This window comes from Paracoccus aestuariivivens, from assembly GCF_009711225.1.
Classification (GTDB): Bacteria; Pseudomonadota; Alphaproteobacteria; order Rhodobacterales; family Rhodobacteraceae; genus Paracoccus; species Paracoccus aestuariivivens.
In genome coordinates this window covers 91,418-117,195 of record NZ_WMIE01000005.1, presented here as the reverse complement: position 1 = coordinate 117,195, position 25,778 = coordinate 91,418, and the positions used below count along the sequence as shown (strand labels likewise).

Here is a 25,778-nt window from a genome sequence, read left to right as displayed (position 1 = left end):
GAGCGGGCCTTGTGCCCGCTCTTTTCTTTTGGAATTCATCTGCACATGGGACTCGAAAACATCAAAGGCCGCATAGCTGCGGCAGTAGCTGCCGCCGGTCGTCCGCAGGGCGATGTGCGGCTGATCGCGGTCAGCAAGGTGCAGCCACCCGATAGGGTCGAGGCTGTTCTCAATGCGGGGCATCGGGTCTTTGGCGAGAATTATGTACAGGAAGCCGCTGGCAAATGGCCTGGCTGGCGCGAGGTCTATTCCGGTACCGAGGTTCATATGATCGGCCCGTTGCAGACCAACAAGCTAAAGCTGGCTCTGGATCTGTTTGATGCGATCCATACGCTGGACCGTCCTTCGCTGGCGCAAAAGCTGGCACGGCAGGTGCAGGCGCGCGGAAGCTGCCCTCAGCTTTTCGTGCAGGTCAACATCGGCGACGAACCTCAGAAGGCGGGTGTTCTGCCGGACGATACCGATAACTTTATCAGGGATTGCGAGTCGCTGGACCTTCCGGTTTTCGGCTTGATGTGCATTCCACCGGAAGATCAAAGACCGCGACCCTATTTTGCCGCAATGCGGGTGATTGCCGAGCGGAACGGACTTGCGGGGCTATCAATGGGCATGAGCGCGGATTTCGAGGATGCGATAGCCGAGGGCGCGACTCATGTCCGCGTTGGAAGCGCAATCTTTGGCGCCCGCGACTATAGCTGAGCTTCTTGGCAGTGCGATACCTTGTGGCGGTATCAGCCTCGCGCGGGCGGCGGGATCACCGCCTGAACCGGATGAGCGCCACAAGGACGATAGAAATTTCTTTCCTTTTCCGTGGATTCCGCCTATAGGCGCGTGTCCGGTAGATCGAATCTGCCGGATATCTCCATGGGCCTGAGCTGGACGACATCCCGGCCTGAGCCATAACCCTTTGATCCGAAAGGAGACCCCGATGTCGATCACCGTCGAGGAAAAAAACCGTCTGATGACCGAATTTGCGACCAAGCAAGGCGATACCGGTTCGCCCGAGGTCCAAGTCGCCATCCTGTCGTCGCGTATCGCGACGCTGACCGAGCACTTCAAGACCCACAAAAAAGACAACCACTCGCGTCGTGGTCTGCTCATGATGGTTGCTCAGCGCCGTAAGCTGCTGGACTACCTGAAGAAAAAAGACGAATCCCGCTACACCGCCCTGATCGGCAAGCTGGGTCTGCGTCGCTGATCCCGGATCAGTCAACGGACAGACGCCCGTAGCGCAAGCTGCGGGCGTTTTTCTTTGCGCAACGCCCGGATGCGTTGCGTCCGGTGCATCGCAGCGGCGGTTTTGCGCAATGGCCAGTGTTTGCCGGGGCGGGGGCCGCGAAAGCTGTACACAGCGCGTACACCGCCCGTACACCGGCCGTGCACAACCCTCGCGCGAATTGCCGAGAAGGACAATTCCGGAAATTGTCGTTTTCTGTTATGATCTTGAGCGCGGACAGGGGGACGCAACCTTCATCAAATTCAATCGGCAATAGACTCGATCAACACGAGGGGATCGCCCGATGGAGCTATCATTTGCGCGAGTCGCCATTCTGGCGACGGTCGTCGGATGCCCTGCGCTTGCCCAATCCACACATCAGTTCGCTGATATGGTCGGGTCGGGCGCCGAGGCAGTCGACATGAATATGACGCAGTACGGATATTCGAACGTCAAAGGAAACTACTGGTGGAACGCCGCGCAGCGGGATTGCGTCTACATGCCCATGAGCAACGGGCATGTGGAGTCGGTCTCGGATGTCCGGCCGACCATTTGCGGACTTGCCGTGCGCAAGAAGACGGGTCCCGGCGCGGGTTGTCCCGTCGGGACGGGCGAGGCGGATTACGCGCTTTATCCCGATTGCCGCAACATCATGGCGGGGCGCTGACCGTCTGACCTGCGGTGACAAGCCGCAGGCCGGAACCACGCATTTGCCAGCCGGAAACGCTAGTCTGAAGGCATCATTCAGGTGATTCGTCCGGTATATTCCGCCGGATTCGACGGTCAGACGCGGAATCCTGATCGTCCAAATCCGCCGAGATCGCCCGACTTTCGGATTTTTCAGCGCGGCTGTCTGGACGATTCGACCATTTGGCAAATGCGGGCGGAAAGAACGCAGGATTTTCCTTTTCGAAATGCCGAATCCGTGAAAAAGGCCCGCCCTTGGTTTACAAGGGGAAGAGCGAATGCAAACGGGAGTCTGGGTCAGCCTATCGATCTATTTCCTGCTGATGATCGCGATCGGCGTCTATGCCTGGCGCAAATCGACAGCCAGTTCGGAAGAATACATTCTTGGTGGGCGCGACCTGTCGCCCTCGGTTACGGCGCTGTCCGCAGGTGCATCGGATATGAGCGGCTGGCTGCTGCTGGGTCTGCCCGGCGCGCTGTTCGTCGCTGGCCTGTCGCAGGCATGGATCGGCATCGGTCTGGTGCTGGGCGCATGGGTCAACTGGATGCTGGTCGCGCCGCGCCTGCGCGAGCAGACCGAGCGTTATGACAACAGCCTGACCATTCCGGGCTTCCTTGGCGCACGCTTCCCCAGCACGCAGCGGTTGCTGCGCATGGTTTCCGCCGTGGTGATCGTCGTCTTCTTCGCGGTTTATACCGCCTCGGGTCTGGTTGGCGGCGGCAAGTTGTTCGCCAGCGCGTTCGGCGGCGATTACATGACCGGCGTCGCGCTGACCTTGGGCATCGTTCTGGTCTATACCGTGATCGGCGGCTTCCTTGCGGTCAGCCTGACCGATTTCGTGCAGGGCTGCATCATGATGCTGGCGCTGGTGATCATGCCGATCGTGATCCTGACCTCGGACGGAGGGCAGGGCGTCGGTCAAGCCGCCGCGCGTCTGACCGAGATCGACCCGCAATTCCTGTCGGTCTCGAAAGGGGTCACGGCGATTGGCTGGCTTTCCGCGATGGCTTGGGGCCTGGGCTATTTCGGCCAGCCGCATATCATCGTCCGCTTTATGGCGATCCGCAGCGTTCAGGACGTTCCGACCGCGCGCCGGATCGGTATGTCGTGGATGATCATCTCGTTGATCGGCGCGATTGCCGTCGGGATCTTTGGTCGCGCCTATGCTTTGCGCACGGGTCTGGAAGTCGCCGATCCGGAAACGATCTTCATCATGCTGTCGGATCTGCTGTTCCATCCGCTGGTCACCGGCTTCCTGTATGCCGCGCTGCTGGCCGCGATCATGTCGACGGTATCGAGCCAGCTTCTGGTCGCGTCCTCCTCGTTGACGGAAGACATCTACCGCACCGTCCTGAAGCGCGGCGCGTCCGAGCGCGAGCTGGTCAATGTCGGTCGTCTGGCAGTTCTGGCCGTCGGTATCGTCGCGCTGCTGATCGCCGGAGATCCGGATTCGCAGGTGCTGGGGCTGGTTTCCAACGCATGGGCCGGTTTCGGCGCGGCCTTCGGGCCGCTGATCATCCTGTCGCTGACGTGGAAGCGCATGACCGGTGCGGGCGCCGTCGCGGGTCTGATCGTTGGTGCGGTCACCGTGATCCTGTGGATCTGGCTGGGTCTGAACCAGTCGCTACTGGGTGGCGAGGGTATCTACGAGATCGTTCCGGGCTTCATCGCCTCGTTCCTTGCGATCGTGCTGGTCAGCTTTGCGACCGCTGATCAGGGTGAGTTCCGCCATTTGGAACGCGCCTGAGCCTTCGGCTTTGCGGCATCGGCCCGTCCCTGTCGGGGGCGGGCCTTTTTCATGGGTGATTCCCGACCGCGCCGACAGGCGATAGGGGGGCCATGATGCGCGCTCCGATCAGGGTGTTGTTACTAAAGGATCACGGTCGGGCGTTGGGCCACACCAGCCCTAGCCACTTTCCAAATCCCTTGTTTTGCTGTATGCCCGCCTGCATCTGTGACGTGCCGCCCATGCCTCGGGGCACATGCAAAGGATAGGGGCAAGCGGCAATGGGGCCGCATATGACACGGGACGCGACCGGAGGGCCGGGCGTTCTCAGAGGAAATCAGATGTTTGATGAAGTGAAAAAATCCATCCAGTGGGGCGAAGAAACGCTCACGCTGGAAACGGGCAAGATTGCCCGTCAGGCTGACGGTACGGTTATCGCCACGCTTGGCGAAACCAGCGTCATGGCCAACGTCACTTTCGCGAAAGAACCGAAACCGGGGCAGGACTTCTTCCCGCTCACGGTTCACTACCAAGAGAAATACTATGCCGCCGGTAAAGTGCCGGGCGGTTTCTTCAAGCGCGAAGCGCGCCCGACCGAAAAAGAGACGCTGACCGCGCGTCTGATCGACCGTCCTTGCCGCCCGCTGTTCGCCGCAGGCTTCAAGAACGAAGTTCTGGTGATGTGCACCGTGCTGTCGCACGATCTGGTCAACGATCCCGATATCGTTGCGATGATCGCGGCCTCGGCGGCGCTGACCATTTCCGGCGTGCCCTTCATGGGTCCGATCGGTGCGGCCCGCGTCGGCTTCTCGAACGGTGAATATGTGCTGAACCCCGAGGTTCAGGACATGGATAACCTGCGCAACAACCCCGAGCAGCGTCTGGATCTGGTCGTCGCCGGTACTAAAGACGCCGTGATGATGGTGGAATCGGAAGCTTACGAGCTGACCGAGGAAGAAATGCTGGGCGCCGTGAAATTCGGCCACGAAGCCATGCAGCCCGTCATCGACCTGATCATCGATCTGGCCGAAGCCGCCGCGAAAGAGCCCTTCGACTTCCAGTCGCCGGACTATTCCGAGCTGTATGCCCGCGTGAAATCGCTGGGCGAAACCGAGATGCGTGCCGCTTACGCGATCAAGGACAAGGCCGACCGTCAGGACGCCGTTGCCGCCGCGAAAGCGACCGTGAAGGCTGGTCTGACCGAGGAAGAACTGGCTGACGCGAACCTTGGTTCGGCGCTGAAAAAGCTGGAATCGGGCATTCTGCGCGGTGACATCATCAATGGTGGCGCTCGCATCGACGGTCGCGACACCCGTACCGTTCGCGCCATCGACAGCGAAGTCGGCATCCTGCCGCGCACCCACGGCTCGTCGCTGTTCACCCGCGGTGAAACGCAGGCGCTGGTCGTGACCACGCTGGGCACCGGCGACGATGAGCAGATCATCGACGCGCTGCACGGCAACTTCCGCTCGAACTTCCTGCTGCATTACAACTTCCCGCCCTATTCGGTCGGTGAAGTAGGCCGCGTTGGTTCGCCCGGTCGTCGTGAAATCGGCCACGGCAAACTGGCATGGCGCGCGCTGCAGGCGGTTCTGCCGGCTGCGACCGACTTCCCCTACACCATCCGCGTTGTCTCCGAGATCACCGAGTCGAACGGCTCGTCCTCGATGGCTTCGGTCTGCGGCGGCTCGCTGTCGATGATGGATGCGGGCGTTCCGCTGAAAGCTCCGGTCGCTGGCGTCGCCATGGGCCTGATTCTGGAAGATGACGGCAAATACGCCGTTCTGACCGACATCCTTGGCGACGAGGATCACCTCGGCGACATGGACTTCAAGGTCGCGGGCACCGAAAACGGCATCACTTCGCTGCAGATGGACATCAAGGTTGCGGGCATCACGCCGGCGATCATGGAGCAGGCTCTGGCGCAAGCCAAAGACGGCCGGATGCACATTCTGGGCGAGATGGCTCATGCCCTGACCGAAGGCCGCCGCGAGTTCTCGGCTCATGCTCCGCGCATCGAGACCATGACCATCCCGACCGACAAGATCCGTGAAGTGATCGGCTCGGGCGGCAAGGTCATCCGCGAGATCGTGGAAACCTCGGGTGCCAAAGTCGACATCAACGACGACGGCGTCATCAAGATCGCATCGGCCAATGCCGAGTCGATCAAGAAGGCCTACGACATGATCTATTCGATCGTCGCCGAGCCGGAAGAGGGCAAGGTCTATATCGGTAAGGTCGTGAAGCTGGTCGATTTCGGCGCCTTCGTGAACTTCTTCGGCAAGCGCGACGGTCTGGTCCACGTGTCCCAGATCGCCAACAAGCGCCTGACCCACCCGAACGAGGTCCTGAAAGAGGGCCAAGAGGTCAAGGTCAAGCTGCTGGGCTTCGACGATCGTGGTAAGGTTCGCCTTGGCATGAAGATGGTCGATCAGGAGACCGGCGAAGAGATTGCTCCCGAGAAGAAAGAAGAAAACGCCGAGTAATTGGCGCGATCAGTTAAAGGAAAGGCCCCGGCGATTGCCGGGGCCTTTTTCATGGTGCAGATGATGTGGTCGATGCTGTCGCGCGTTTCGAGATCTGCCGCATGGTTTCGCTCATCCATGTGGCAGGGGGAACGGGTTGACCTCCGGGTTTCCAGATGCCGTAGGTCTGCCGCATATAATCTATCGCCGCGATATCGGCCTTGACCCGACCGTGGTCCTGCTCGACCAGATCGTGCAGGGCATCAACACCGCCGGCCTCCGAGACCTTCATGCGGGACACCTCGGCCAGCAGCCAGATCGGGATGTTGCGACGTTCGAGATGGCCCGATAGCCACGGATCGTCGACCGTCCACAAAACAGGCGGAATTTGCCAGACTTCCGGCCCGAACCAATCGGGGCGGACCATCACGCCGCCATGTCCGCCAAGGACGTCCACATAGCCGCTGGTCGCGTAGATCGGCGATTTATGGGTGAAAAGCGTAAGCACGCGCTTGATGCGGTAGGAAAGCGGTTTCTTGGTCCAGCGGGCTGCGCGTGGCAAGCGGTCGGCGGGGCGGACGGAATCGGCGATGTCGGGCAGGCTGTCGCCGGCCTCGACGATGCAGGCATCGGGTCGTGTGGCGCGGGCGCGCTTGAGGCGAAGATGCCAATCGCGATCGTAAAGCTTGTCGTCATCGCAAAACAGCAGGTCGACATCCTGTCCGGCGTAGTCGCGACACGTGGGCAGGATCTTTGTGGCCGGACCCAGATCGTCGTCGCAACGGCGGATCGTGACTCCCTTGGGGACTTGCGGCAACGTGCCGTCCCAATCCGGAAAGCGGCGATAGAGCAGCGGGATATTAATGCGGATTTCCTGAGCCTGCAGCTTCTGGTCCAGCAAGCTGCGCAGGGTCGGCTCCAACAGGTGAAAGCGCGACGGAATAGAAGAAAGTGTGATGATCGTCGGGCTGGTCACGGCATTCCTGTCAGGCTTGTTCAAACCTTGATCCTATACGCTGTGCGGCACTTTTGCGAAAGCGATGCAGCATATATGACCGTCGGCGCGAATTATGATAGCAGCAGATCGACCCACAAGCGCGTGGCGTTGCCAGTTAGGGATTATTCGGAAGGCCATGTTGAATCATCGCGTCCTGGCCAGTGTGCAGCGTGCCCCCGGTTTCGTGCGGTCATTGGCCGCTAAGATCCTGAGGCGGAAATTCGGCGCAGCGTATGCCTTCGATGCGGAACGGTTTCGCGACAAACGAGTGCTTGTTCTGGGTCCGGCGCGAACGCTTGACGATGATCTGTCCGGCATCGACATCGCCCGCTTCGATGTGATCGTCAAAATGAACAACGGGCTGGACACGCCGATTCCGGCTTTGGGCGCTGACGCCCTGCGTTGCGACGTGCTGTTCCATTCCTTGACCGACGAGACCCGCCCGGTGACGCCGCAGGGGCTGCTCGATGCAGGCGTGGGCGTGCTTGTCCACCGCACGCCGACGAAAACGGCCTTTCTCAGGACGCTGATGGCGGCCAGGGAATATGCGACCTGCCTTGAGGTCAAGCATGTCCCCTGCGAGGTCTATCTGAAGCTGACCGGCGAGTTGGAGGGCGCATGTCCGACGACCGGTCTGGTCTGTTCCTGCTTTTTCCTTCGCGCTCCGGTATGCGAGGTTGCCATCATGGGCTTTACCTTCTTCTCGACCAGCTATGTCGGCGGATATGACGATGCGGTCTGCTCGGATGCGGTGGCGCGGCAGCGCATCCGTGACAGGGGGCATCATGATCCGGAACGAGAGATTACGCTTTTCCGCCAAGAGGTCGCCCACGCGAGGTCCAGCGGCGTAACGGTGACTTTGGGGCGGAATGTCGAACATGCGCTGGAGAAAGCTGCGCAGGGATAACGGTCGCGCCAAAGGACGCGACCGGTATTTTTAGGGTAGCTGCTGCGATCAGGCCGGATCTTTGGCGAAACGCAGATAGGGCAGCTTCTTGTCCAGCGCGCCGTATTTCGCTTCGGCGGCGGCGTCGTCCAGTGCCAGCGCGACGATGACGTCCTGACCGGGAACCCAGTTCGCCGGAGTGGCCAGCGGCACGCCGTCGGTTTTGCGGACGGCATCAAGAGCGCGCAGGATCTCGGCGAAGTTGCGGCCGACCGACATCGGATAGGTCATGGTCAGGCGGATCTTCTTGTCGGGACCGATGATGAACACGGTGCGGACGGTCGCCGAATGGGCCGGAGTGCGGCCCTCGGTCGGAAGGTAGAACTCCTCGGGCAGCATGTCGAAGGCTTTGGCGACGGTTAGCCCCGTGTCGTCAATGATGGCGAAATTGGCCGGAACGCCAGCGACCTTCTCGATGTCGGCCTTCCATTTGCCGTGGTCGTCGGCCGAATCCACCGAGACGCCCAGAACCTTCGTGTTACGCTTTTCGAACTCGGGTGCGAGTTGGGCGACGGCGCTGAACTCGGTGGTGCAGACCGGCGTGAAATCGCGCGGGTGTGAGAACAGGATCGCGTAGCTGTCGCCGATCCAGTCGTGGAAACTGATCTGGCCCTCGGTCGAGTTGGCGGTGAAATCCGGGGCGGTCGAGTTGATGCGAAGGGACATGTGAACATCCTAAATTGTTGGGTCGCGGCAATACGTTAGACTAGGTCATGTTGATTGCCAACTTGACTAATTCGGTCGTATTAAATTTCCCGGGTTTCGTACAATTCCAGCGGCAACCCGTCGGGATCGGCGAAAAAGGTAAACCGGCATCCGGTAAATTCATCGGTGCGGATCGGTTCGATCCGGACGCCGTGTTGCTGCAGCCGGTCGCAGGCGGAGTCCAGATCGGTGACCGCGAAGGCGAGGTGGCGCAGGCCGCGCGCCTCGGGGTGGCTGGGACGGGCGGGGGGATCGGGGAACGAGAACAGCTCGATCTGGCCGCCATCGGGCAAGGCAAGGTCCAGCTTCCATGAATCCCGCGCGGCGCGGTGGTTCTCGGCCACGATCCTCAGGCCAAGGACTTGCGTGTAGAAGTCCCGCGAGCGCCGGTAATCCGAGCAGATGATGGCAGCATGGTGGATCGAGCGCAGCATGGGATTCCTGTCCGGTGTCGCGGCAATAACATGCCGATGATCCGCGTGGTTGGCGAGTCCCCGTGACTTGCAACCCAATCGGGGCAGTGCCACCTTACCGCCAACAACAGCAAAGGGGGCCGATCATGTCCGATCTGGCAGACAAGCGGAAGTTCTACATCAACGGTGCATGGGTACAGCCCAGTGTGGCGCATGACCTCGAGGTCATCGACCCGTCCACCGAAGAGCCGGTCGCGGTGATCTCGCTTGGAGCGCAGGCCGATACCGACGCTGCCGTAGCGGCTGCAAAAGCGGCGTTCCCCGCATGGTCCGCGACCGCGCCCGCCGAGCGTCTGGCCCATGTCGAGAAAATTCTGGCCGTCTACAAGGACCGTCAGGCCGATATGGGCAAGGCCATCGAAGACGAGATGGGCGCACCGCATGACATGGCGGTCGCGGATCAGGCAGGCTCGGGCGTGTCCCATATCGAGACCTTCATCGAGGCGTTCCGCAATTTCGAGTTCATCCGCCCGCTGGGTGCCCATGCCCCCGGCAGCATGGTTGCATGGGAGCCGATCGGCGTCGTCGGTTTGATCACGCCGTGGAACTGGCCGATGAATCAGGTCACGCTGAAGGTGATTCCGGCCATCCTTGCTGGCAATACCGTGGTCCTGAAGCCCAGCGAGATCGCGCCGCTATCCTCGGTCGTCTTCGCCGAGATCGTCGATGCGGCGGGTCTGCCTGCGGGTGTCTTCAACATGGTAAACGGCGACGGTCCGGGTGTCGGAACGCAGCTTTCGACCCATCCCGATGTCGAGATGATCAGCTTCACCGGCTCGACCCGTGCGGGCATCGCGATCACCAAGGCGGCGGCGGATACCGTGAAAAAGGTCGCGCTGGAACTGGGCGGCAAGGGCGCGAACCTGGTCTTTGCCGATGCCGACGAAAAGGCCGTGACGCGCGGCGTGCGCCATGTCTTCTACAACTCGGGCCAGTCCTGCAACGCGCCGACCCGGATGCTGGTCGAGCGGTCGTTCTACGAAACCGCCGTCGCGCATGCCCAGAAGGTCGCCGAGGAAACCGCCGTCGCCACGGCGCACCAATCGGGTCGCCATATCGGACCGGTGGTGTCGAAGCTGCAATGGGACAAGATTCAGGATCTGATCCAGGCCGGCATCGACGAGGGCGCGCGACTGGTCGCCGGTGGCCCCGGCCTGCCCGAGGGCGTCAATCGTGGCTATTTCGTCCGCCCTACGGTCTTTGCCGATGTCACGAATGACATGACCATCGCCCGTCAGGAGATCTTTGGCCCCGTCCTGTCGATCATCCCCTTCGACACCGAGGAGGAAGCCGTCGAGATGGCCAATGACACGATTTACGGGCTGACGAACTACGTCCAGACGCAGGACGGCGCGCGGCGCAACCGCCTGTCGCGCCAGCTTCGCGCCGGCATGATCGAGATGAACGGGCAAAGCCGCGGTCGCGGCTCGGCCTTCGGCGGGGTCAAGGCCTCGGGGCGGGCACGCGAGGGCGGTGTCTGGGGCATCGAGGAATTCATGGACAGCAAGCAGATCAGCGGCTGGGACGTCGAGGCGTAAGCCAATCCTGACCGATCGGGGCCGCCGCGTCATTGGCGGCCCTTTTCATTTCGGACGCAAACGCTAAGTTGCGCCTCGCAAGAACAGGGGGTCGCAATGCGGGTGGTATCGGTCGGAGAATGCATGGTCGAAATGTCGGGCGCGGGGCAGGGGCTCTGGCGGCAGGCATTCGCGGGCGACACGTTCAACACCGCTTGGTATTTGCGGGCCCTGATGCCGCAAGACGCGCAGGTGGATTATCTGACCTGCGTCGGGCAGGACGCGATCTCCGATGCGATGGTGAATTTCATTGCTGGTTCCGGCGTCGGCACGGGCTGCATCACCCGTCATCCGACCCGTGCGCCCGGTCTTTACATGATCGACCTGAAAGACGGTGAGCGCAGCTTCACCTATTGGCGCGACAGTTCGGCTGCGCGCTGTCTGGCCGATGACATCGACCATCTGGCGCACTGCTTCCATGACGCGGACCTGATCTATTTCTCGGGGATCACCCTGGCGATCCTGACGCCCGACCGGCGGCAGGCGCTGCTTGAGGCACTGGCGGCAGCCTCGGGCAAGGTCGCGTTCGACAGCAATATGCGGCTGCGTTTGTGGTCCAGCACCGACGAGATGCGCGACTGGATCATGAAGGGCGCGGCAGTCGCGGATATCGCTCTGCCCAGCTTCGACGAGGAAGCGCAGTATTTCGGGGACGAAACCCCGCGCCAGACCGCCGAACGCTACCTGAAGGCCGGTGTGACCGAAATCCTTGTGAAGAATGGCGGCGCGGATATGCTGGGCCATACGGCGGATGGCGAATGGCTGGACCTGCCCTGCGGCGAGCGTATCCAGCCGGTCGATACCACGGGTGCGGGCGACAGCTTCAACGGCGGCTATCTGTCGGCGCGTCTGGCCGGCGAGGAGATGGCGCAGGCTGTCATCTGTGGCCATGCAACAGCCAGCCGTGTGATCCAGCATCCGGGTGCGTTGATCCCGCCAGAAGCGTTGTTGGGATAGCAGCGTATACATTGGCGGTAGCGCCGGATGGACTTGTCCTTTTTGTCTATCGCCAACAAAATGCTTGCTTGATCTAACCCTTCCTGCCAGCCTGCCTTCCAATGGATACCTTTGGGAGGAGGGATCGCATGGCCTCGGTGACTATCCGCGAGATACGGAAATCCTATGGCGCGGTCGAGGTGATGCATGGCGTCTCGGTCGATATCGAGGAAGGGGAATTCGTCGTTCTGGTCGGCCCCTCCGGATGCGGGAAATCCACTTTGCTGCGGATGCTGGCGGGGCTTGAGCATATCACCTCGGGCGACATCCTGATCGGCGAGAAGGTCGTGAACGACCTGCCGCCCAAGGATCGCGACATCGCGATGGTGTTCCAGAACTACGCGCTGTACCCGCATCTGACGGTGGCCGAGAACATGGGCTTTTCGCTGAAGCTCAAGGGGGAATCCCGCGCAGACATCTCGGAACGGGTCAAGCCCGCCGCCGAGATTCTGGGTCTGGCCCACCTGCTGGACCGCTACCCGCGCCAGCTATCGGGCGGTCAGCGCCAACGCGTCGCCATGGGCCGTGCCATCGTGCGCGATCCGCAAGTTTTCCTGTTCGACGAACCGCTGTCGAACCTTGACGCAAAGTTGCGCGTCAGTATGCGCAGCGAGATCAAGAACCTGCATAACCGCCTGAAAACCACGACCGTCTATGTCACCCATGACCAGATCGAGGCCATGACCATGGCCGACAAGATCGTGGTCATGCATGACGGGCGGGTCGAGCAGATCGGCGCTCCGCTTGAGCTTTATGACCGCCCCGCGAACCTGTTCGTGGCGGGTTTCATCGGCAGTCCGGCGATGAACATGATTCAGGGCAGCGCCAAGGACGGGGCTTTTGTCGCGACCGATGGCCAACGCCTGCCGGTCCCGCGCGCGCCTGAGGGGCGCAAACTGGTTTACGGTGCTCGCCCCGAGGCGATTACCTTGGGCGGCGACATCCCCCTGACCATCGAGGTGACCGAGCCGACCGGCGCCGAAACCTATGTCGTGGGCCGCATCGGTGGCCAGCCGGTCACCTGTGTGTTCCGCGACCGCGTGACCGCCCGACCGGGCGAGATCGTGAATGTCTCGATAGATCCCGCCGCCGTGCATCTGTTTGACGCTGACAGCGGGGTGCGCCTGACGAACTGACTGCCGGTCTCGCGTCCGAGGAGGGGCGCGGGATGAACAAGGCCGCGAAGCGGCCGCATTGCACTTTGGGAGGAGTGAAGCAATGTCCATCGACCGCAGAAAGATTCTACAGGGCGGCGCCGCGCTAGCGGCGGGTGCCGTCCTGACCAGCCCGTTCATCCGTCCTGCCATGGCGCAGGCCGCGGGCATGACCTTCACCCCCGAAGAGGGCGCCAGCCTGCGCCTGCTGCGCTGGGTGCCCTTCGTCAAGGGCGAGGAAGAAGCGTGGAACGCCAACACCGCCGCCTTTACCAAGGCGACCGGTGTCGAGGTCCGCATCGATCAGGAAAGCTGGGAGGATGTCCGCCCGAAAGCCGCCGTTGCCGCCAATGTGGGCTCTGGCCCCGACATGGTGATGAGCTGGTTCGATGACCCCTTCCAGTATCCCGACAAGCTGGTCGATGTGACCGATCTTTGCACCATGCTGGGCGAGAAGAACGGTGGCTGGTACGATGGCTTGCGCGGTTATGGCGAAAAGGACGGCAAGTTCATCTCGACGCCGCTTTGCGCCATCGGCAACGCCATCTGCTATCGCGAAAGCCATGTAAAGGCTGCGGGCTTCGACAGCTTCCCGACCGATACCGAAGGTTTCCTCAAGCTGTGTACGGCGCTGAAGGAAAAGGGAACTCCTGCGGGTTTCCCGTTCGGCAAGGCCGTGGGCGACGGCAACAACTTCGCGCATTGGCTGCTGTGGTCGCATGGCGGTCAGACGGTCAACGAGGCGGGCGAGGTCGCGATCAACAGCCCCGAGACTTTGGCGGCAATCGACTATGCCAAGAAACTGTACTCGGTCTTTGTGCCGGGAACGGAAAGCTGGCTCGATATCAACAACAACCGCGCCTTCCTTGCCGGTGATATCTCGCTGACGGCGAACGGCGTGTCGCTGTATTATGCGGCGATGAAGGACGAGGCGACCAAGGCGCTTGGCGAGGACATCCGGACCTCGAACCTGCCGATCGGGCCTGTGGGCAAGTCGGTGGAATTGCACCAGACCTCAACCATCTCGATTTTCAATCACTGCAAGTTCCCGAATGCCGCGAAAGCCTATCTGGAGTTCATGTATCAGCCCGAGCAGATGAACGCTTGGCTGACCGGAGCCAGCGCCTATTGCTGTCAGGCGCTAAAAGGCTTTGCAAACAATCCGGTATGGACCTCGAACCCGATCCACGCGCCCTATGCCAAGGCCTCGGAATCGCTGCGTCCGAACGGGTATGCCGGACCTCTGGGACCGGCATCGGCGGGGGTCATGGCCGATTACGTGCTTGTGGACATGTTCGCCGAGGCTGTCACCGGACAGCGCAGCCCCGAAGAGGCCATCGCCAACGCCGAGCGCCGTATCGCGCGCTATTACCGCTGATCCAGAGGGCGCCATAGGGCGCCCCAATTCCCCGAACGAAGGAGCTGGACATGCCACCCGTGTCTGAGCCGCGCGCGTCGTTCTGGCGGCGCTTTGTCGAAAGCCGCAATGGTCTGGGCCTGCTGTTCATGCTGCCGGCGGCGGTTTTTCTGCTGTGTTTTCTGACATATCCCTTGGGTCTGGGGGTCTGGCTTGGTTTTACCGATGCCCGGATCGGGCGCTCGGGCCAATGGATCGGGCTGGAGAACTATGCCTGGTTGATGGACGATCCGGTGTTCTGGCTGTCGGTCTTCAACACGCTTTTCTATACTGTCGTCGCCTCGGTCCTGAAATTCGGTCTGGGCCTGTGGCTGGCGCTGCTCTTGAACCGGCACCTGCCTTGCAAGAATTTCTTCCGCGCGATCATCCTGCTGCCATGGGTGGTGCCGACGGTGCTGTCGGCGCTGGCATTCTGGTGGATCTTCGACAGCCAGTTCTCGATCATCTCATGGGTGCTGCTGAAATGGGGCATCATCAGCCAGCCGATCAACTTCCTTGGCGATCCGTGGAATGCGCGGCTGTCCGTCATGGCGGCCAACGTCTGGAGGGGTATCCCCTTTGTCGCGATCTCGCTGCTGGCGGGCTTGCAGACCATCCCGCAATCCCTGAACGAGGCCGCGGCCATTGACGGTGCGACCCCGTGGCAGCGTTTCACCAAGGTGACGTTGCCGCTGCTGACGCCGATCATCGCGGTGGTGATGACCTTCTCGGTCCTGTTCACCTTCACCGATTTCCAGCTGATCTATGTGCTGACGCGCGGCGGGCCGGTGAACGCCACCCACCTGATGGCAACGCTGTCGTTCCAACGCGCCATTCCGGGCGGTCAATTGGGCGAGGGTGCGGCCATTGCTGTCGCGATGATCCCGTTCCTGCTGGCGGCGATCCTGTTCAGCTTCTTCGGCCTTCAGCGCCGCAAATGGCAGCAAGGAGCGGATTGATGACCGACCAAACCACGATCACCGACGATCACGAGGGGCTGGAGCAATTCGAGAGCCGTACCCGCCGGATCATGCTGGTCTGGCTGCCACTGGCCTGCTTTGTTTTCGTGCTGCTCTTCCCGTTCTACTGGATGGCGATCACGGCGGTGAAGCCGAACGCACAGCTGACCGATTACCAGAACCACAGCCCGTTCTGGGTTGTCGGTCCGACGCTGGAGCACATCAAATACCTGCTATTCGAGACCAGCTATCCCGGCTGGCTGTGGAACACGCTGGTCGTAGCGGTCTGCTCGACCTTCCTGTCGTTGCTGGCCTCGGTCTTTGCGGCCTACGCCATCGAGCGGCTGCGATTTCGCGGTGCGCGGGTGACGGGGCTTCTGATCTTCTTGGCCTATCTGGTACCGCCCTCGATCCTATTCATCCCGCTTTCGGTGATCGTGTTCCAGATCGGGATTTTTGACAGCAAGCTTGCCCTGATCCTGACCTATCCGACCTTCCTGATCCCTTTCTGCACATGGCTTCTGATGGGATATTTCCGCTCGATCCCCTACGAGCTTGAGGAATCGGCGCTGGTCGATGGCGCGACGCGCTGGCAAATCCTGACCAAGGTGGTGCTGCCCTTGGCGGTGCCGGGGCTGATCTCGGCGGGGATCTTTGCCTTCACGCTGTCATGGAATGAGTTCATCTATGCGCTGACCTTTATCTCGAGTTCCGAGAACAAGACCATCCCCGTGGGGGTGCTGACGGAACTGGTGCGGGGCGACATTTACGAATGGGGTGCGCTGATGAGTGGGGCGCTGCTTGGATCGCTGCCGGTGGTGATCCTGTATTCGTTCTTCGTCGATTACTATGTCAGCTCGATGACCGGCGCGGTGAAGGAATAGGGGCCGTGAACGGCCCCTTTCCACGCTCAATAGGTGGCGCGACCGCCCGAGATGTCAAAGACCGCTCCGGTCGAGAAGGCGCAATCCCCGGAGGCGAGCCATGCGACCAGCGCGGCGGCCTCGGACGGCTCAAGGAAGCGGTTCATCGGGATTTTTGACAACATGTAGTCGATATGCTGCTGGGTCATCTGGTCAAAAATCGGGGTGCGTGCGGCAGCGGGAGTGATGGCATTCACGATGACGCCGGTTCCCGCCAGTTCCTTGCCCAGAGATTTCGTCAGCGCGATCAGCCCTGCTTTCGAGGCCGAGTAATGCGCGGCGTTCGGGTTGCCTTCCTTGGCAGCGATCGATGCTACGTTGACGATCCGGCCATAGCCGCGCTCGATCATGCCGGGGACAAGGGCGCGACAGGCGACATAGGGGGCGTTCAGGTTGACCTCGATCACCTGCCGCCAGACCGAGGGCTCAAGTTCCCAAGTCTTGCCATTGCCGCCGGTGATGCCCGCGTTGTTGACAAGAATATCGACCGGACCGGCGGCTTTGGCCGCGGCCTCGATTTCGGCATCGACAGCCAGTTCGACCTGTTGGCTGGTGGCGGCTTCGCCCAGCGTTGCCGCGGCTTTCTCGGCGGCGGCACCGTCGCGGTCCCAGATGATGACGCGCGCGCCGCTTTCAACGAAACGTTGCGCTACGGCATAGCCGATGCCCTGCGCGCCTCCGGTGATGACCGCGAGGCGGCCGTTCAGGTCGATCTTGTTCATTGGTGGTCTCCCTCCTCCTCAGGGATGCTCAGGCCAGTCCGCTGCTCCCCAATGAGCGGCGCAGTAGCTCGAGCTGCTGTTTGTCGGCCCGGTCGCGATGGGCATTCTGCCGCTCGCGGGTCAGGTCGCGGTCGCCAAGTTTCAGCGCATCCAGGACGGCGCGATGCTCGGCATTGGATTCGTCGGGCAAAGGGCGCAGCGGCAGGATCATCATCCTTGCGCGGTACTGCTGGCCCCAGAAGGCGTTCAGCGCGGTTTGCAGGCGCTGATTGCCGCAAAGCGAGACGATCTCGGCATGAAACTCGTCGTCGAGATCGGACCAGCGGGCGATGTCGCCCGTGGCAGTGGCGGTTTCCATATCCTCGACCATGCGTTCCAGCAGGCGGGTCTGTTCGGGGGTCAGCCCGCGCGCGGCGACCAGTTCATAGGCCCGGACCTCAAGGGCCGAGTAGGTGTCGAGGATATTGGCGAAGTCTTGCAGCGACAGCGCTTTGATGGTCACGCCGTGGCGGGGGCGGACCTCGACCAGTCCTTCCTCTTCAAGCTTGATGACGGCTTCGCGGACGGGCGTGCGCGACAGGGACAGAAGACCCGCGAGCTCGGTTTCCAGAAGGGTCGTGCCAGGGGCGAGGCGACCGGTCAGGATGCGGTAGCGCAGGTCATGATAGGCGCGCTCGCGCGCGGCCATCTCGGTCAGGCCATGCAGGCTGGGAATCGAACGGGCCGAGCGGACCTTGCCGCGCATCCGTGGCGGTTCAGCCTGAGGCATCGGCGGTGTCCCGGATATGGGCGCGGATGATCGACTGGAAATCCTTGTCTGCGGTAAAGCCCGCTTGCAGGGCGCGCTCGGGGGCGAAATCCTGCGGCCAGCCCGCAACGATGGTACGGATGGTCTGGTTGGGAACGCGTTTGACACGGGCCACGGCATCCTCGCCCGCGACCTCGCGCAATGCCCCCAGAACTTCGGCGATGGACAGGCACAGACCGGGCATGGTCAGGCAGCGGCGCACGCCAAGTTGCGCGGTGTCCATCGTCGACGCATGCAGCAGGAAACCGACTGCGGCATCGGGGCTGGCGAACCAGTGGCGCACGTCATCCTCGACTGGAAGTTCCGCATCCAGCCCCGCCAGCGGCTCGCGGATGATCCCCGAGAAGAAGCCCGAGGCGGCTTTGTTCGGCTTACCGGGACGCACGACGATGGTCGGCAATCGGATACCCACGCCGTCGAAGAAGCCCTTGCGGGTATAGTCGTTCAGCAGCAGCTCGCCGATCATCTTCTGCGCGCCGTAGCTGGTCATCGGCGCGGTCAGGAAGGTGTCGGTGATCTTTTCGTCGAAAGGCGCGCCGAAGACGGCAATGGACGAGGTATAGACCACGCGTGGGTGGTAGTCGGGGCCTTGGGCGCGGATCGCCTCGAACAGATGGCGGGTGCCGTCCATGTTGATGGCATAGCCCTTGTCGAAATCGGCCTCGGCCTCGCCCGAGACGATGGCGGCAAGGTGAAAGATCACATCAGGCCGGTCGGCGATCAGCGAATCGACCACGCTGCGGTCCGAGATGTCTCCCGAAAGATTGGTGACTTCGACCTGATCGGTCGAGACAAGACCCGCCGGAACCACGTCGAATGCCACCAGTGCATCCGCAGGATTCGCACCAAGCGTGCCGGTTTTCAGGATGGTTTCTGCCAGACGGCGGCCAACCATGCCTGCCGCGCCGATGATCAACAGCTTCATGTCCGACCTCTCCTCCCCAGTATCGGTCGGCTTATGTATACATTGGTGTGAAGGGTCGCGCCAGTGTCTCGTAAGGTCCGGCCGCGATTGGCAGCCGGACCGTAGGGATTACTTGCCCCAGCGCAAAGCGACCGGATCCAGCGGGCGCACGAGGTCCATAAGCATGGCGCGGGTGGCCGGATGCAGCGCCGGAATCGGATGGCGGCTGAACTCGGATTTGATGACGCCGCCCTCGACCATGACGGCCTTGGCCGACAGGAAGCCGCATTGACGGTTCTCGTGATTCACTGCCGGAAGGATGCGGGCGTAAGCCGCGGTGGCGGCGGCGCGGTCGCCGGCTTTCCAATGGGTCAGCACCGGCTTGATCTGGTCGGGGATCATCGCCGAGGTCATGGTGCCGGTCGCGCCTGCATCCAGATCGGCCAGCAGGGTGATAGCTTCCTCGCCGTCGAAGGGACCTTCGATCGCGTCTCCGCCTTCGGCGATCAGCGCGCGCAGCTTGTTCGCGGCACGGGGGCATTCGATCTTGAACAGCTTCACCATCTCGATCTCGCGGGCCATGCGGACCAGCAGCGGCACCGGCAGATCGACGCCCGACAGCGGCGCGTCCTGGATCATGATCGGGATGCCGACATCGCCGACGCGGGCGAATTGCTCGAACGTCTGCTCGGCGGTGCCTTTCAGCAGGGCACCGTGATAGGGAGGCATCATCATGACCATGGCGGCGCCAAGATCCTTGGCGAGCTGCGCGCGCTCGACCACGATCGGGGTGGCGTAATGGCTGATGGTGACGATGACCGGAACGCGGCCAGCGACATGTTCCAGCGAGACGCGGGTCAGGGCCTCACGCTCCGCATCCGAGATCAGGAACTGCTCCGAGAAGTTCGCGAGGATGCAGATCCCGTCCACGCCTTGGTCGATCATGCAGTCCAGAATGCGGCGCATGCCGTCAAAATCGACCGATCCGTCGTCGTTGAAAGAAACCGGCGCAACAGGCCAGATGCCCTCGTATTTAGCCATGATGGCCTCCTGAAAAATTCGCGGCGGATGGTATACCATTTCTGCTCCGGCGCAAGCTGGCCCCTTTTACCTCGGAAATTTTTGGTATACCAAGCTTGCAAGCGAGTTGCTGAAAGGCGGTGCCAGCCATGGAAAATACCAAAGCAAACAAGCGTTTCAGGTCTCAGGAATGGTTCGACAACCCGAACAATCCCGGCATGACCGCCCTGTATATCGAGCGCTACCTGAACCAGCAGTTCACCCGCGAAGAACTGCAATCGGCCCGCCCGATCATCGGTATCGCACAAACCGGCAGCGATCTGGCCCCCTGCAACAAGATCCACGTTTTCCTGATGGACCGGATCAAAGCAGGCATCCGTGACGGTGGCGGTATCCCGATGGAGTTTCCGGTCCATCCAATTCAGGAAACCGGCAAGCGTCCGACCGCGGCACTGGATCGCAACCTTGCCTATCTGGGTCTGGTCGAGGTGCTGCATGGCTATCCATTGGACGGCGTCGTGCTGACCACCGGCTGCGACAAGACCACGCCTGCCATGCTGATGGGCGCGGCAACGGTCGATATTCCGGCGATCACGCTGAATGGCGGGCCGATGCTGGATGGCTGGTGGAAGGGCAAGCGCGCAGGGTCCGGTACGGTCGTCTGGGAAAGCCGGCGTCTGCTGTCGGAAGGCAAGATCGACTATGACGAGTTCATGTCGCGCGTCTGCGCCTCGGCCCCGTCGCTGGGCCATTGCAACACCATGGGCACGGCCAGCACGATGAACGCCATGGCCGAGGCGCTTGGCATGTCGCTGACCGGCTGCTCGGCCATTCCCGCGCCCTTCCGCGAGCGGATGAACATGGCCTATCAGACCGGAAAACGCATCGTCGAAATGGTCTATGAAAATATCAAGCCCAGCGATGTGATGACCCGCGAAGCCTTTGAAAACGCTATCATCGTCAACGCGGCCATCGGGGGTTCGACCAACGCGCCGCCGCATCTGCAGGCCATTGCCCGCCATGCTGGCGTCGAACTGGACGTGACCGATTGGCAGAAGGTCGGCTTCGATGTGCCGCTGCTGGTCAACATGCAGCCTGCGGGCGAATATCTGGGGGAAAGCTTCTTCCATGCGGGCGGTGTTCCGGCAGTGATGGGTGAGTTGAAAAAGGCCGGTCGCCTGCATGAGAAGGCGATGACCGTCTCGGGTCAGACCATGGGCCAGAACCTGACCGGCTGGGAAAGTCAGGACCGCGCTGTGATCCGTCCCTATGACGATCCGCTGCGCGAGAATGCGGGCTTCATCGTGCTGACCGGCAACCTGTTCGATTCGGCGCTGATGAAGACCAGCGTGATCTCCAAGGATTTCCGGCAGCGCTTCCTGTCCGAGCCGGGCAATGAGGGCGTCCACGAGGCGCGCGCGGTGGTCTTCGAAGGCCCCGAGGATTACCACGACCGGATCAACGATCCTGCCTTGGGTATCGACGAACATTGCATCCTGTTCATCCGCAATGTCGGTTGCGTAGGTTACCCCGGCAGCGCCGAGGTGGTGAACATGCAGCCGCCGGATGCGCTGCTGAAACAGGGCATCAACCACCTGCCGACGGTGGGCGACGGGCGGCAATCGGGCACCTCGGAAAGCCCGTCGATCCTGAACGCCTCGCCCGAGTCGGTCGTGGGCGGCGGTCTGGCCTATCTGCAGACCGGTGATTGGGTGCGGCTGGACCTGAACGCAGGCCACATGGATGCTCTGGTCGATCCCGCCGAATGGCAGGCCCGCAAGGATGCGTGGACCCCGCCGGTTCTGGAATGCCAGACCCCGTGGGAAGAGATCTACCGCAAGGAGGTCGGCCAGCTCGCGCAAGGCGGCTGTCTTGAGCTGGCGACGGCCTATCAGCGCGTGCGGCAGACCATGCCGCGCGACAACCACTGACGGCTAGCGAGGGAGGAGAGACTCGTGAAGAATATCCTGATTACCGGCGGTGGCAGCGGCGTGGGTCGCGTTACAGCCCGCCGTTTCCTGATCGAGGGCTGGAAGGTCGGTCTGATCGGCAGGCGTGAGGACGCCTTGGCCGAGACTGCCGAGGACAACCCGAACGCCCTGATCCTGCCTTGCGACGTCACGGACGAGGCTGCGGTGGATGCCGCTTTCGCCAAGGTTGCCCAGACCTGGGGGCGACTGGATGTCCTGTTCAACAATGCGGGCGCGGTGCTGCCCTCGACCCTGATCGACGAGATTTCGGTCGCCGACTGGCGGCGTGTAACCGATGTGAACATCACCGGAATGTTCCTGTCGGCTCGCGCGGCATTCCGCCAGATGCGCAATCAGGACCCGATGGGGGGCCGTATCATCAACAATGGCTCGATTTCGGCGGATGTGCCGCGTCCGGGCTCGGTTCCCTATACCGTGTCGAAACATGCGGTGACCGGACTGACCCGCACGCTGTCGCTGGACGGGCGGCCCTTTAACATCGCCTGCGGTCAGGTCGATATCGGCAATGCCCTGACCGACATGGCGGTGGCGATGACCAAGGGCGTGCCGCAGGCTGATGGCTCGACCAGGATCGAGCCGGTGATCGATGCGGGAACCGTGGCCGAGTCGGTCCTGCATATGGCCTCGATGCCCGAGGGCGCGAATGTGCAATGGCTGACCGTGATGGCGACCAATATGCCCTATATCGGGCGCGGATAAGAGGACGACCTGATGAACAAGGTTCTGGCCGTTGGCCAATATTCTGAAACCGATGTGGATGCGTTGTCGCGTGAGTTCGATGCAGCGCCCATGTCCGAGCTGTCCCGCATCGCCGAACTGACCGTGGCGGATCGGGCCGGAGTCTCGGCACTGGCCTATAAGGGGCACCACCCGTTGGACGGCGCGGTGATGGACCTGCTGCCCGACCTGAAACTGATCGCCAATTTCGGCGTCGGTTATGACGCGATCAACGTGGCCGATGCCTCGGCGCGCGGCATCAAGGTCACGAATACGCCCAATGTGCTGAACGACGATGTGGCCGATCTGGCGGTGGCCCTGCTGATCATGGAATCGCGCAAGTTGACCGCCTCGGAAGCTTGGATGCGGGACGGGAAATGGCCGGTCGAAGGTGCTTATCCTTTGGCGCGCAAGATGTCGGGCCGCAAGGTCGGCGTGCTGGGCATGGGCCGCATCGGGCGCGAGATCGCCGACCGTCTGGCCGCCTTCAAATGCGAGATCCATTACCAGTCGCGCAGCCGCAAGGAGGCCCCCGAGGGCTGGACCTATCACTCCGATCCGGTCGAACTGGCGCGGGCTGTCGATGATCTGGTCATCGCCGTGGTCGGCGGGCCGGAAACCGAAGGCTTCGTTTCGGCTGCGGTGATCGACGCGCTGGGGCAGGACGGAATCATCGTGAACATCGCCCGCGGCTCGGTCATCGACGAGGCCGCGATGCTGGACGCGCTTGAACAAGGCCGCCTGCGCGGCGCGGGTCTGGACGTGTTCCGCAACGAGCCCTCGGTTGACGCGCGGTTCATGGCTTTGCCCAACGCGACGATCCTTCCGCATGTCGGCTCGGCCACGGTCGAGACCCGCGCGGCGATGGGCGATCTGCAACGCCAGAATGTCCGTGCGCATCTGGCCGGCCAGCCGCTGGTCACGCCGGTCAACTGATGAGCAGGGCGATGACCGAGGATAGTTTGGCCGAGGCCATCGCCTACGAGCTGCGCCGCGAGATCCTGCGCGGCAACCTGCCGCCGGGCGCGACGATCAAGGAACGCGACAATGCCGAGCGGCAGGGCGTCTCGCGCACTCCCATGCGCGAGGCGATCCGCATTCTGGCCAAAGAGGGGCTGGTGCAGCTTCGGCCTTTGCGCAGTCCCATCGTCGCCGATCCGTCGCTGTCCGAGATCATCGACCAAATCCGCGTGCTGCATGCGCTGGAAATGTTGTCGGGAGAACTTGCCTGCGAGAATGCGACCGACGCCGAGGTTGACCGGATCGGCGCGCTCAAGGACCGGATCGAAGTGATCTATGGCGAGGCCGATACGCTGGATGTGTTCGAACTGGACATGCAGTTCCACTCGGCCATCGTTGCGGCGTCGCATAATGCGTCGCTGGCCGAAACCCATGGTGCCTACATGGCGCGGCTGTGGCGGGCGCGCTATCTGTCGGCGCGTCGTCGTCTGACCCGTGATCGGGTATTGGCCCAGCACAAGGCCATCCATGCCGCATTGGCCGCCCGTGACGTCTCGGCCATCAAGGCCGAGATCGCCGCCCACCTTCATGCCATGATCGCAAATATCGAGCATCACTTCCACGAAGAAGCCGAAGGCGGGCAGGACTAGCATATGAAGAATGGCGGCAACCTGACGGGCCTTTTGCTGATGACCGGCGCGGTGATGCTGTTCGCCGTTCAGGACACGACGGCAAAGTTCCTGCTGGGATCAGGGCTTGCGCTGATGCAGGTGGCTTTCGTGCGCTACCTCGGGCATCTCGTGATCACATTGGCTGCGGTGTTGCCGAAACAGGGCCTTTCGGCGTTGCGCTCGATCAATCCGAAGCTGCAGATCCTGCGCTCGCTTTCACTTCTGGGCAGCACGGCCTTCAACTTTGTCGGGCTAAGCCATCTGCCTTTGACCACGGTCACCGCGATCATGTTCGCTGGTCCGGTCCTGACCACCCTGCTGGCCGTCCCCATGCTGGGAGAGCGCGTCAGCCCGATGCAGTTCGTCGCGATCATGCTGGGCTTTGTCGGGGTTTTGATCGTCGTTGCGCCGTGGCAGGCCGATTTCCACCCTGCGATCCTGTTCTCGTTGACGGCCTGCGTCTGCACCTCGTTCTATTTCATCTTCAGCCGCAAGCTGGCGGCGGAATCGACCGCCGCGCAGCAGGTCTGGTCCAGCGGTCTGGCCGCGCTTTGCCTTGCCCCCTTCGCCCTGATGCAATGGCAAGAGCCACATAGCTGGCTGATCGTCGGATTGATGTGCCTGATTGGCGTGGTCGGGGGCATGTCGCATAGCCTTGTCACGCTGGCGCACCGGATCGCGGATGCCTCGGTTCTGGCGCCAGTCGTCTATCTGCAACTGCTTTTTGCCTCGATCGCCGGATATCTGGTCTTCGGTCAGGTACCGGGGGCCTCGACACTGCTTGGCGCAGTGGTCATCATCGCCGGTGGTGCGCTGCTTTGGCTGTCGGGGCGAAGAAAGAGAATTGCCGCAATACGGGGTTCCGCAATCGCGGTTTCTTCAGAACAGTCACATTCCAAACCAAAGAAGAAGGAGGAGAGATGAAGCTTTTGCGCTATGGCCCCGAGGGCCAGGAAAAGCCGGGCCTGCTGGATGCAGAAGGCCAGATTCGCGACCTGTCGGGCCATGTGGCCGATATCGCCGATGACGTGCTGACCCCCGAGGGGCAGGCGAAACTCGCGGCGCTGGACGTGGCTTCGCTGCCCGTGGTTCAGGGCTCGCCCCGCCTTGGCGCCTGCGTCGGTCACGTGCGCAAGTTCATCGCCATTGGCCTGAACTATGCCGACCACGCCGCTGAAAGCGGTATGCCGGTTCCCGCCGAGCCGGTGGTGTTCAACAAATGGACCAGCTGCATCGTCGGCCCGAATGACGATGTCGTCATTCCCGAAGGCTCGAACAAGACCGACTGGGAAGTCGAACTTGGCATCGTCATCGGCAAGACCGCGCGCAGCGTCTCCGAGGCCGAGGCTCTGGAACACGTCGCCGGTTACTGCGTCGTCAACGATGTCTCGGAGCGTGAATGGCAACTCGAGCGCGGCGCGACATGGGACAAGGGCAAGGGGTTCGACACCTTCGGTCCGATCGGTCCCTATGTGGTCACTCGTGACGAGGTTCCGGACGCAGGCAACCTGTCCATGTGGCTCGAGGTCGATGGCAAGCGCTATCAGGACGGCTCGACCAAGACCATGATCTTTGGCGTGGCGAAGCTGGTTTCCTATTGCTCGAAACTGATGACGCTGATGCCGGGCGACGTGATCACCACGGGCACACCTCCGGGTGTGGGCATGGGGCAGAATCCCCAAGTCTATCTGAAAGGTGGCGAGACGATCCGTCTGGGCATCGAGGGTCTGGGCGAGCAGTCCCAAAAGGTGCGTCGCGCCTGAC

General features: G+C 62.1%; 25 protein-coding genes. 18 read left to right on the top strand and 7 right to left on the bottom strand.

All coding sequences use genetic code 11. The annotated features are described in order from the left end of the window. Positions 1-45: 45 nt before the first annotated feature. The 5 genes from GL286_RS10795 (at position 46) to pnp (ending at position 6,116) form a co-directional block, all read left to right on the top strand. Positions 46-699 carry a YggS family pyridoxal phosphate-dependent enzyme gene (locus tag GL286_RS10795; protein WP_155095576.1) on the top strand — a complete coding sequence of 218 codons (654 nt, stop codon included), beginning with the start codon at positions 46-48 and terminating at the stop codon, positions 697-699. A 229-nt stretch (positions 700-928) separates the two neighbouring features. After that, on the top strand, positions 929-1,198 hold the full coding sequence (rpsO, locus tag GL286_RS10790; RefSeq protein WP_155095575.1) for a 30S ribosomal protein S15: 270 nt from the start codon (positions 929-931) through the stop codon (positions 1,196-1,198). A 439-nt stretch (positions 1,199-1,637) separates the two neighbouring features. Then, entirely contained in the window at positions 1,638-1,883 is a 246-nt protein-coding gene (locus tag GL286_RS10785) for a hypothetical protein (RefSeq protein ID WP_155095574.1), read from the top strand. 298 nt (positions 1,884-2,181) lie between these two features. After that, positions 2,182-3,651, top strand: a complete 1,470-nt coding sequence (gene putP, locus GL286_RS10780; RefSeq protein ID WP_155095573.1) for a sodium/proline symporter PutP — start codon at positions 2,182-2,184, stop codon at positions 3,649-3,651. Positions 3,652-3,971: 320 nt separating this feature from the next. Then, positions 3,972-6,116 (top strand): polyribonucleotide nucleotidyltransferase, encoded by a 2,145-nt coding sequence (gene pnp, locus GL286_RS10775; RefSeq protein ID WP_155095572.1) that lies wholly within the window; start codon positions 3,972-3,974, stop codon positions 6,114-6,116. Positions 6,117-6,165: 49 nt separating this feature from the next. Here the strand turns inward: pnp and GL286_RS10770 are convergent, their stop codons facing one another. After that, a complete protein-coding gene (locus GL286_RS10770; RefSeq protein ID WP_211596279.1) occupies positions 6,166-7,095 on the bottom strand; it encodes a glycosyltransferase family 2 protein in 930 nt (309 codons plus the stop codon). 136 nt (positions 7,096-7,231) lie between these two features. Here GL286_RS10770 and GL286_RS10765 point away from each other — a divergent pair, with 136 nt between their 5' ends. Continuing rightward, positions 7,232-7,999 (top strand): hypothetical protein, encoded by a 768-nt coding sequence (locus GL286_RS10765; RefSeq protein WP_170295143.1) that lies wholly within the window; start codon positions 7,232-7,234, stop codon positions 7,997-7,999. Positions 8,000-8,047: 48 nt separating this feature from the next. Here the strand turns inward: GL286_RS10765 and GL286_RS10760 are convergent, their stop codons facing one another. After that, complete coding sequence (locus GL286_RS10760) at positions 8,048-8,704, bottom strand: redoxin domain-containing protein (protein WP_155095570.1); 657 nt, start codon at positions 8,702-8,704, stop codon at positions 8,048-8,050. A gap of 80 nt (positions 8,705-8,784) precedes the next feature. After that, positions 8,785-9,177 (bottom strand): SMU1112c/YaeR family gloxylase I-like metalloprotein, encoded by a 393-nt coding sequence (gloA2, locus tag GL286_RS10755; RefSeq protein ID WP_155095569.1) that lies wholly within the window; start codon positions 9,175-9,177, stop codon positions 8,785-8,787. 125 nt (positions 9,178-9,302) lie between these two features. Here gloA2 and GL286_RS10750 point away from each other — a divergent pair, with 125 nt between their 5' ends. The 6 genes from GL286_RS10750 (at position 9,303) to GL286_RS10725 (ending at position 16,182) form a co-directional block, all read left to right on the top strand. After that, the gene (locus GL286_RS10750; RefSeq protein ID WP_155095568.1) at positions 9,303-10,754 is read left to right on the top strand and encodes an aldehyde dehydrogenase family protein; all 1,452 of its coding nucleotides are present in this window, start codon (positions 9,303-9,305) and stop codon (positions 10,752-10,754) included. Positions 10,755-10,850: 96 nt separating this feature from the next. Further along, positions 10,851-11,750 carry a sugar kinase gene (locus GL286_RS10745; protein WP_155095567.1) on the top strand — a complete coding sequence of 300 codons (900 nt, stop codon included), beginning with the start codon at positions 10,851-10,853 and terminating at the stop codon, positions 11,748-11,750. 128 nt (positions 11,751-11,878) lie between these two features. Then, positions 11,879-12,925, top strand: a complete 1,047-nt coding sequence (locus tag GL286_RS10740) for an ABC transporter ATP-binding protein (RefSeq protein WP_155095566.1) — start codon at positions 11,879-11,881, stop codon at positions 12,923-12,925. An 82-nt stretch (positions 12,926-13,007) separates the two neighbouring features. Further along, complete coding sequence (locus tag GL286_RS10735; RefSeq protein WP_155095565.1) at positions 13,008-14,321, top strand: ABC transporter substrate-binding protein; 1,314 nt, start codon at positions 13,008-13,010, stop codon at positions 14,319-14,321. Between the two features lie 50 nt (positions 14,322-14,371). Next, complete coding sequence (locus GL286_RS10730; protein WP_155095564.1) at positions 14,372-15,298, top strand: carbohydrate ABC transporter permease; 927 nt, start codon at positions 14,372-14,374, stop codon at positions 15,296-15,298. Beyond that, entirely contained in the window at positions 15,298-16,182 is an 885-nt protein-coding gene (locus GL286_RS10725; protein WP_155095563.1) for a carbohydrate ABC transporter permease, read from the top strand. Before GL286_RS10730 ends, GL286_RS10725 begins: the two co-directional genes overlap by 1 nt. Positions 16,183-16,208: 26 nt before the next feature. Here the strand turns inward: GL286_RS10725 and GL286_RS10720 are convergent, their stop codons facing one another. From GL286_RS10720 to GL286_RS10705, 4 genes are all read right to left on the bottom strand, one after another. After that, positions 16,209-16,943 carry an SDR family NAD(P)-dependent oxidoreductase gene (locus GL286_RS10720; protein WP_155095562.1) on the bottom strand — a complete coding sequence of 245 codons (735 nt, stop codon included), beginning with the start codon at positions 16,941-16,943 and terminating at the stop codon, positions 16,209-16,211. 28 nt (positions 16,944-16,971) lie between these two features. Beyond that, positions 16,972-17,712, bottom strand: coding sequence for a GntR family transcriptional regulator (locus GL286_RS10715; RefSeq protein WP_211596278.1), 741 nt, complete (start codon positions 17,710-17,712; stop codon positions 16,972-16,974). Then, entirely contained in the window at positions 17,699-18,676 is a 978-nt protein-coding gene (gene denD / locus GL286_RS10710) for a D-erythronate dehydrogenase (RefSeq protein ID WP_155095561.1), read from the bottom strand. The genes GL286_RS10715 and denD overlap by 14 nt, the downstream gene beginning before the upstream one ends. Positions 18,677-18,784: 108 nt before the next feature. Next, positions 18,785-19,696 carry a dihydrodipicolinate synthase family protein gene (locus tag GL286_RS10705; RefSeq protein WP_155095560.1) on the bottom strand — a complete coding sequence of 304 codons (912 nt, stop codon included), beginning with the start codon at positions 19,694-19,696 and terminating at the stop codon, positions 18,785-18,787. Between the two features lie 128 nt (positions 19,697-19,824). On the opposite strand from GL286_RS10705, the gene GL286_RS10700 reads away from it, so the two are divergent. Genes GL286_RS10700 through GL286_RS10675 form a run of 6 tightly spaced genes read left to right on the top strand, consistent with a single transcriptional unit; the run spans position 19,825 to position 25,777 of the window. Continuing rightward, a complete protein-coding gene (locus tag GL286_RS10700) occupies positions 19,825-21,606 on the top strand; it encodes an IlvD/Edd family dehydratase (protein ID WP_155095559.1) in 1,782 nt (593 codons plus the stop codon). A gap of 24 nt (positions 21,607-21,630) precedes the next feature. Continuing rightward, on the top strand, positions 21,631-22,365 hold the full coding sequence (locus GL286_RS10695) for an SDR family NAD(P)-dependent oxidoreductase (RefSeq protein WP_170295142.1): 735 nt from the start codon (positions 21,631-21,633) through the stop codon (positions 22,363-22,365). Between the two features lie 12 nt (positions 22,366-22,377). Further along, the gene (locus GL286_RS10690; RefSeq protein ID WP_155095558.1) at positions 22,378-23,319 is read left to right on the top strand and encodes a 2-hydroxyacid dehydrogenase; all 942 of its coding nucleotides are present in this window, start codon (positions 22,378-22,380) and stop codon (positions 23,317-23,319) included. Between the two features lie 11 nt (positions 23,320-23,330). Continuing rightward, positions 23,331-23,993 (top strand): GntR family transcriptional regulator, encoded by a 663-nt coding sequence (locus GL286_RS10685; protein WP_246184916.1) that lies wholly within the window; start codon positions 23,331-23,333, stop codon positions 23,991-23,993. A gap of 3 nt (positions 23,994-23,996) precedes the next feature. Further along, positions 23,997-24,938 (top strand): DMT family transporter, encoded by a 942-nt coding sequence (locus GL286_RS10680; protein WP_155095556.1) that lies wholly within the window; start codon positions 23,997-23,999, stop codon positions 24,936-24,938. Then, on the top strand, positions 24,935-25,777 hold the full coding sequence (locus GL286_RS10675) for an ureidoglycolate lyase (RefSeq protein WP_155095555.1): 843 nt from the start codon (positions 24,935-24,937) through the stop codon (positions 25,775-25,777). The genes GL286_RS10680 and GL286_RS10675 overlap by 4 nt, the downstream gene beginning before the upstream one ends. Position 25,778 lies beyond the last annotated feature (1 nt).

Coding starts and splice junctions, on each gene's coding strand:
- GL286_RS10795 (WP_155095576.1), top strand. CDS start 46: ATGGGACTCGAAAACATCAAAGGCCGCATAGCTGCGGCAGTAGCTGCC.
- rpsO (WP_155095575.1), top strand. CDS start 929: ATGTCGATCACCGTCGAGGAAAAAAACCGTCTGATGACCGAATTTGCG.
- GL286_RS10785 (WP_155095574.1), top strand. CDS start 1,638: ATGAATATGACGCAGTACGGATATTCGAACGTCAAAGGAAACTACTGG.
- putP (WP_155095573.1), top strand. CDS start 2,182: ATGCAAACGGGAGTCTGGGTCAGCCTATCGATCTATTTCCTGCTGATG.
- pnp (WP_155095572.1), top strand. CDS start 3,972: ATGTTTGATGAAGTGAAAAAATCCATCCAGTGGGGCGAAGAAACGCTC.
- GL286_RS10760 (WP_155095570.1), bottom strand. CDS start 8,704: ATGTCCCTTCGCATCAACTCGACCGCCCCGGATTTCACCGCCAACTCG.
- gloA2 (WP_155095569.1), bottom strand. CDS start 9,177: ATGCTGCGCTCGATCCACCATGCTGCCATCATCTGCTCGGATTACCGG.
- GL286_RS10750 (WP_155095568.1), top strand. CDS start 9,303: ATGTCCGATCTGGCAGACAAGCGGAAGTTCTACATCAACGGTGCATGG.
- GL286_RS10745 (WP_155095567.1), top strand. CDS start 10,851: ATGCGGGTGGTATCGGTCGGAGAATGCATGGTCGAAATGTCGGGCGCG.
- GL286_RS10740 (WP_155095566.1), top strand. CDS start 11,879: ATGGCCTCGGTGACTATCCGCGAGATACGGAAATCCTATGGCGCGGTC.
- GL286_RS10735 (WP_155095565.1), top strand. CDS start 13,008: ATGTCCATCGACCGCAGAAAGATTCTACAGGGCGGCGCCGCGCTAGCG.
- GL286_RS10730 (WP_155095564.1), top strand. CDS start 14,372: ATGCCACCCGTGTCTGAGCCGCGCGCGTCGTTCTGGCGGCGCTTTGTC.
- GL286_RS10725 (WP_155095563.1), top strand. CDS start 15,298: ATGACCGACCAAACCACGATCACCGACGATCACGAGGGGCTGGAGCAA.
- GL286_RS10720 (WP_155095562.1), bottom strand. CDS start 16,943: ATGAACAAGATCGACCTGAACGGCCGCCTCGCGGTCATCACCGGAGGC.
- GL286_RS10715 (WP_211596278.1), bottom strand. CDS start 17,712: ATGCCTCAGGCTGAACCGCCACGGATGCGCGGCAAGGTCCGCTCGGCC.
- denD (WP_155095561.1), bottom strand. CDS start 18,676: ATGAAGCTGTTGATCATCGGCGCGGCAGGCATGGTTGGCCGCCGTCTG.
- GL286_RS10705 (WP_155095560.1), bottom strand. CDS start 19,696: ATGGCTAAATACGAGGGCATCTGGCCTGTTGCGCCGGTTTCTTTCAAC.
- GL286_RS10700 (WP_155095559.1), top strand. CDS start 19,825: ATGGAAAATACCAAAGCAAACAAGCGTTTCAGGTCTCAGGAATGGTTC.
- GL286_RS10690 (WP_155095558.1), top strand. CDS start 22,378: ATGAACAAGGTTCTGGCCGTTGGCCAATATTCTGAAACCGATGTGGAT.
- GL286_RS10685 (WP_246184916.1), top strand. CDS start 23,331: ATGACCGAGGATAGTTTGGCCGAGGCCATCGCCTACGAGCTGCGCCGC.
- GL286_RS10680 (WP_155095556.1), top strand. CDS start 23,997: ATGAAGAATGGCGGCAACCTGACGGGCCTTTTGCTGATGACCGGCGCG.
- GL286_RS10675 (WP_155095555.1), top strand. CDS start 24,935: ATGAAGCTTTTGCGCTATGGCCCCGAGGGCCAGGAAAAGCCGGGCCTG.